6 protein-coding genes and 1 pseudogene are annotated in these 5567 nt (G+C 73.0%); 2 read left to right on the plus strand and 5 right to left on the minus strand.

Annotated elements, in window-relative coordinates; translation table 11 throughout:
• Positions 1-362, minus strand: a 362-nt coding sequence (locus AOK16_RS25765; protein ID WP_169790904.1) for a transglycosylase family protein, incomplete at its 3' end; no start/stop codon positions are given.
• Positions 363-670: 308 nt separating this feature from the next.
• Between AOK16_RS25765 and AOK16_RS16700 the strand changes: the two genes are divergently transcribed.
• Both AOK16_RS16700 and AOK16_RS16705 read left to right on the plus strand, forming a co-directional pair.
• The gene (locus tag AOK16_RS16700) at positions 671-1543 is read left to right on the plus strand and encodes a hypothetical protein (protein ID WP_055473038.1); all 873 of its coding nucleotides are present in this window, start codon (positions 671-673) and stop codon (positions 1541-1543) included.
• 341 nt (positions 1544-1884) lie between these two features.
• Positions 1885-2178 carry a hypothetical protein gene (locus AOK16_RS16705; protein WP_240483605.1) on the plus strand — a complete coding sequence of 98 codons (294 nt, stop codon included), beginning with the start codon at positions 1885-1887 and terminating at the stop codon, positions 2176-2178.
• Positions 2179-2259: 81 nt separating this feature from the next.
• On the opposite strand, the gene der is transcribed toward AOK16_RS16705, so the two are convergent.
• The 4 genes and pseudogenes from der to AOK16_RS16725 all read right to left on the minus strand — a co-directional run.
• Positions 2260-3726 (minus strand): ribosome biogenesis GTPase Der, encoded by a 1467-nt coding sequence (gene der / locus AOK16_RS16710; RefSeq protein WP_055473042.1) that lies wholly within the window; start codon positions 3724-3726, stop codon positions 2260-2262.
• Positions 3727-3789: 63 nt separating this feature from the next.
• Positions 3790-4377 carry a lysophospholipid acyltransferase family protein gene (locus AOK16_RS16715; RefSeq protein ID WP_079101469.1) on the minus strand — a complete coding sequence of 196 codons (588 nt, stop codon included), beginning with the start codon at positions 4375-4377 and terminating at the stop codon, positions 3790-3792.
• A 65-nt stretch (positions 4378-4442) separates the two neighbouring features.
• Entirely contained in the window at positions 4443-5156 is a 714-nt protein-coding gene (cmk, locus tag AOK16_RS16720) for a (d)CMP kinase (protein WP_079101466.1), read from the minus strand.
• Positions 5157-5296: 140 nt separating this feature from the next.
• Positions 5297-5567: pseudogene (locus AOK16_RS16725) on the minus strand (prephenate dehydrogenase); the annotation flags it as partial.

Genomic DNA, 5567 nt, shown 5'->3' on the forward strand with positions numbered 1-5567 from the left:
GCGCCGGCCCGCTTCGAGCAGACCGGCCAGGCCTTCCAGCCCTGCTTGGCCTGAACGGTCCGGGCGACCTTGATCTGCTCTTCGCGGGTGGCGAGGTCCGCGCGCTCGGCGTAGGCGAGCCCGCCGTGCTCCACCCATGTGTCGTGCCAGAACTGCAGTCCGCCGTAGTAGCCGTTGCCGCTGTTGACGTTCCAGCGGCCGCTGCTCTCGCACTGCGCGATCCGGTCCCAGACTCCGCTGTCGGCCCTGCTCTTCGGCGTTCTGTCCGGGCCGGAGGCCGCGGCCTCCGCTGCTCCCGGTGCCATCGCCACACATGCGGCAAGGGTGAGAACGATCGGCCTGCTGATCCGAATATGGGACATGGCGCCAGACGCTAAACAGACCTCTCCCCATATTCCGGGCAGCCGCGCCCTCCCGTGCGGCGAGCCCCACCCGGTCGGACCATCCGGACACAGTGCGCAAAACGGTCGACGCCCAAGGCTTCGCCCGCCCCGAGCTCTCCCCACCGGCTGACATGGAGTGAGGCATTCCGGCGGCGCGTTCGCACACCGGTCCCAGGGAAGCGATTGCGCGGCACGCGCGCGTGACTCCGCCCACAGATCACCCGTTGTGCCTCACGTGAGCCGGGTTCTCTGACCGGCACCCATCCCCGAGATCGAGGAGCCACCCAGTGCCGCGCATGCTCGACGTCAGCAATGACGTACGCGCCGAGATCGGCGACGAAGAAGCCGACCGGCTGATCGCGGGCGAGAACGCCCCGGGCAGCTACGACTGCACCTCCTGCCGCACCCCCGGCGACACCGAGCAGGAGCGCACCAGCACCGTGCTCTTCGTCGGCGAGGAGACGGCCGTACTCGCCTTCGCCCACGCCTCCTGCATCCCCTCCCAGGTCGTCACGGTCTCCGAGGAGCAGCTCCAGGGCGCGGTACGGAGCATCACCGGCGAGCACGACGCCGCCGGCGTGCCGGCTCCCGGCCACGAGGCGGCCACCGCACCCGCGCAGCCCGTGCCCGGCGTCCGCCAGTCCGACTTCCACGTGCCGGAGGAGCTCCAGCGCCAACTCCAGCCGCGCCAGGCTGTGATCGGGGTGACCAGCGGTCTCGTACTGATCAACGGCGACCTGTACCCCTCGCTCGTGGTCGAGCCGACCGGGCCCATCGCCCGGCCCGGCACCGACGGCCCGAACGACGAGTTCCTGCCGCTGCTGATCGAGCAGGGCTTCCTGCCCATCCACGACGTCGAGCAGCTGCCCGCCCAACTGCAGGGCTGGTCCGTTCTGTTGGCCATGGGCCAGCTGCACGCGATCCTGATGCCGGGCACCGGCGGCGGCCAGCAGGTCGCCTGGTGGCAGGCGCACCAGCCGCTGATCGTGACCGAGGGCTGGCGGAGCGCGGTGAACCGTTCCTCGAAGGTGCTGGTCTTCGCCGCCCCGGTGGGCGCCGTCGGCAAGCAGCCGCGCGAGGACCTGATGCGCGAGGCCCTGGACAAGGCCGCCGCCCGTGGCGAGCTCGTGGCCGCGGTCATGCCCCTGGCGGGCACGTGACCCGAACCTCCCCCGGCGGCCCGGTCGGTGGGGCCCACTCCGGGAACGGCCCCGTCGCCCGGGCCGCCGCGCCGCGCGCCGGCGCGCCCGGCCCGCGCCACCGCGCACCCACGCCCGCCGCGCCCCTCCACGGCCCGGGCGCCGTACCGGCGTCCATCCCGGGCACGGTCCCGAGCGCGGCCTCGATCCCGGTTCCCGGCCCGCCCCCGGAGCCCTACATCACGCGCCGATCAGGGGTTTTCCTCCCGCGCCCGCATCCGACGGGACCCGGGTTCGTTGGCACCTACGTGCACACATACGACCCCTCTGCCCGGAATCCATACCAAAGCCCCATTCCCGGAATGCGTCCCCCGCACGACTCGTCGATGGGCGGCGGCATCCACCACTCGCCCACGCCGATCTACGACGCCCTGTACGCGGAGTACCGCAGGTCGTTCAAGGCGCTGCCGGGTGACCGGTCGGGCGAGGAGGACATGGGGTTCAAGCCGTTCGGCGCCATCGGCAGCGGCGCCCGCGAGCACCGGGGGGCATGGGACCGCATCGGGTCCTGGGAGACGATCGCGCGCGGTCTGCACCGCGCCGGGGCCCCGGCCCTGCCGCCCGCGCGGCGGGACGAGAACGAGCCCGGGCAGTAGCTCCCGTACGCGGCGGAGCGGCCCCCGCACGGAACGGCAGCAGGGTCCGGCCGACCGGACCCCGACTGCCCTCCCCGACCGCTACTTCTTGCGGCCGCGCTTCTCGCGCACCCGTACCGAGATGTGGATCGGCGTCCCCTCGAAGCCGAACTCCTCGCGCAGCCGGCGCTCGATGAAGCGCCGGTAGCCGGCCTCCAGGAAGCCGGAGGCGAAGAGCACGAACCGCGGCGGCCTGGTGCCGGCCTGCGTCCCGAAGAGGATGCGGGGCTGCTTGCCGCCGCGGATCGGGTGCGGGTGGGAGGCGACGATCTCGCCGAGGAAGGCGTTGAGCCGCCCGGTCGGGACCCGGGTCTCCCACCCGGCCAGGGCCGTCTCGATGGCCGGTACGAGCTTCTCCATGTGGCGGCCGGTGTGCGCCGAGATGTTGACCCGCGGCGCCCACTGGACCTGGCCGAGCTCGGTCTCGATCTCCCGCTCCAGGTAGTAGCGGCGCTCCTCGTCGAGGGTGTCCCACTTGTTGAAGGCCAGGACCAGCGCGCGCCCGGCCTCCACGGCCATCGTGATGATCCGCTGGTCCTGGACGCTGATCGAGTCGGCGACGTCGATCAGGACAACCGCGACCTCCGCCTTCTCGACGGCCGCGGCGGTGCGCAGCGAGGCGTAGTAGTCGGCGCCCTCCTGGAGGTGGACGCGGCGGCGGATGCCGGCGGTGTCCACGAACTTCCAGGTGACACCGCCGAGTTCGATCAGCTCGTCCACCGGGTCGCGAGTGGTGCCCGCCAGCTCGTTGACGACCACGCGCTCCTCGCCCGCGACCTTGTTGAGGAGCGAGGACTTGCCGACGTTGGGGCGGCCGATGAGCGCGATCCGGCGCGGTCCGCCGACGGCCCGCCCGAAGGTCTGGGCCGGGGCATCCGGCAGCACCTTCAGCACCTCGTCCAGCATGTCGCCCGTACCGCGGCCGTGCAGGGCCGATACGGGGTAGGGCTCGCCGAGGCCCAGGGCCCACAGCATCGCGGCGTCGGCCTCGCCGGAGGGGCCGTCGACCTTGTTGGCGCACAGCACGACCGGCTTGCCGGCCCGGCGCAGCAGCTTGACCACGGCCTCGTCGGTGTCGGTGGCGCCGACCTGGGCGTCCACCACGAAGACGACCGCGTCGGCAGCCTCGATCGCGAACTCGGCCTGGGCGGCGACGGAGGCGTCGATGCCGAGGACGTCCTGCTCCCAGCCGCCGGTGTCGACCACCTTGAAGCGGCGGCCGGCCCACTCCGCCTCGTAGGTCACCCGGTCCCGGGTCACGCCGGGCCGGTCCTCGACGACGGCCTCGCGGCGGCCGATGATCCGGTTCACCAGGGTCGACTTGCCGACATTGGGGCGGCCGATGACGGCGAGGACGGGCAGCGGGCCGTGACCGGCCGCGTCGAGCGCGCCCTCGACCTCTTCGACGTCGAAGCCCTCCTGCGCGGCGAGCTCCATGAACTCCGCGTACTCGGCGTCGCCAAGCTCTCCGTGCTCGTGCTCGTCGCCGGAGTGGATCTGGTCGTTCATGAAGTCTGTTTCCTCGTCGTCCATCGTCCGGTGGGCCACGCGGCCCACCGGGTCAAGTCTCGCCTAGCGCCCGGTGGAGCGCCTGGCGTTTTCCAGGTGGGTGGTCAGCCGCTCCCGGATGCGCACCGTGGCCTCGTCCAGCGCCTTGCGCGTACGCCTGCCGCTGCTGTCCCCGGCCTGAAAAGGCTCGCCGAAGACCACGTCGACCCGGCTGCGCAGCGGCGGCAGCGCCGCGACCAGCCGGCCGGGCCGATCGGCGCTGCCGAGCACCGCCACCGGCACGATCGGCGCCCCGGAGCGCACCGCGAAGTACGCGAGCCCGGCGCGCAGCGAGGCGAAGTCGCCCTCGCCGCGGGTGCCTTCGGGGAAGATCCCCAGCACCCCGCCGCGCTCCAGCACGCCCAGGGCGCTGGTGATCGCGGTCCGGTCGGTGCTCGTACGGTCCACCTCGACCTGCCCGATCGCGCGCAGGAACGGGTCGAGCGGCCCGAGGAACGCCTCCTTCTTGATCAGGAAGTGCACCGGCCGGGGCGCGGTGCCCATCAGCATCGGCCCGTCGATGTTGTGGGCGTGGTTGACCGCGAGGATCACGGGGCCGGAGGCGGGGACCCTCCAGGCGCCGAGCACGCGCGGCTTCCACAGCCCGTACATCAGGCCGATGCCGATCCGGCGGCCGACCGCCGCGCCGCCCGCGCTGGGCAGCGTGCCGGTGGTGGTCACGCGGTCCGCTTCTCCTCGACCAGGGTGACCACGCACTCGATGACCTGCTCCAGGGTCAGGTCGGTGGTGTCGACCTCGACCGCATCGTCGGCCTTGGCGAGTGGCGAGGCCTTGCGGCTGGAGTCGGCCGCGTCGCGCTTGGCCAGCGCCGCCTGGGTGGCGGCCAGGTCGGAGGCGTCCTTGCCCTTGAGCTCGCCGCTGCGGCGGGCGGCCCGGGCCTCCGGGGAGGCGGTCAGGAAGATCTTGAGGTCGGCGTCGGGCAGGACGGTGGTGCCGATGTCGCGGCCCTCCACGACGATGCCGCGCTCGGCGGTCAGCGCGATGGAGCGCTGGAGCTCGGTGATCCGGGCCCGCACCTCGGGGACGGCGCTGACCGCGCTGACCGCGGAGGTGACCTCCTGGGTACGGATCGGGCCCGCGGCGTCCGCGCCGTCGACCGTGATCGTCGGGGCGGCCGGGTCGGTGCCGGAGACGATCGCGGGCTTGTCGGCGGCGCCCGCGACGGCGGCCCGGTCCTCGACGTCGACGCCGCTGGTCAGCATCCACCAGGTGATCGCCCGGTACTGGGCGCCGGTGTCCAGGTAGCCCAGGCCGAGCTTGGCGGCGACGGCCTTCGAGGTGCTCGACTTGCCCGTGCCTGCGGGGCCGTCGATGGCGACAATCACTGTTGCCGCTGCGGTCCTTGGGGCGGTTTCCACGGTGACGAACACCTTTCTCGTGCACGGGCGAGTTCGCAGGCCTCGTATTCAGCCTCCGGACAAGGTTACTGGCTCGCGGACCCGCCCCGTACCGCCGTCCTTCCGCCGCCTTCCCGGGGCTTCCGGGGGGGTCCCGGGGCTTCCGGCGGCCGCTACTGCCGGATCGACCAGCCGCGCTCGCGCAGGGCCGCGGTCAGCGAGGGGACCGCGCCGGGCTCCACCATCAGCTGGATCAGGCCGGCCTGCTGGCCGGTCGCGTGCTCGATGCGGACGTCCTCGATGTTGACCCCGGCCCGTCCCGCGTCGGCGAAGATCCGGGCCAGCTCGCCCGGCTGGTCTCCGATCATGACGGTCACGCTCTCGTACGTGGCGGGGGCCGCGCCGTGCTTGCCCGGCACCCGCTCGCGGCCCCCGCCACGTACG

The organism is Streptomyces pathocidini, assembly GCF_001418495.1.
In the GTDB taxonomy this organism is placed as follows: domain Bacteria; phylum Actinomycetota; class Actinomycetes; order Streptomycetales; family Streptomycetaceae; genus Streptomyces; species Streptomyces pathocidini.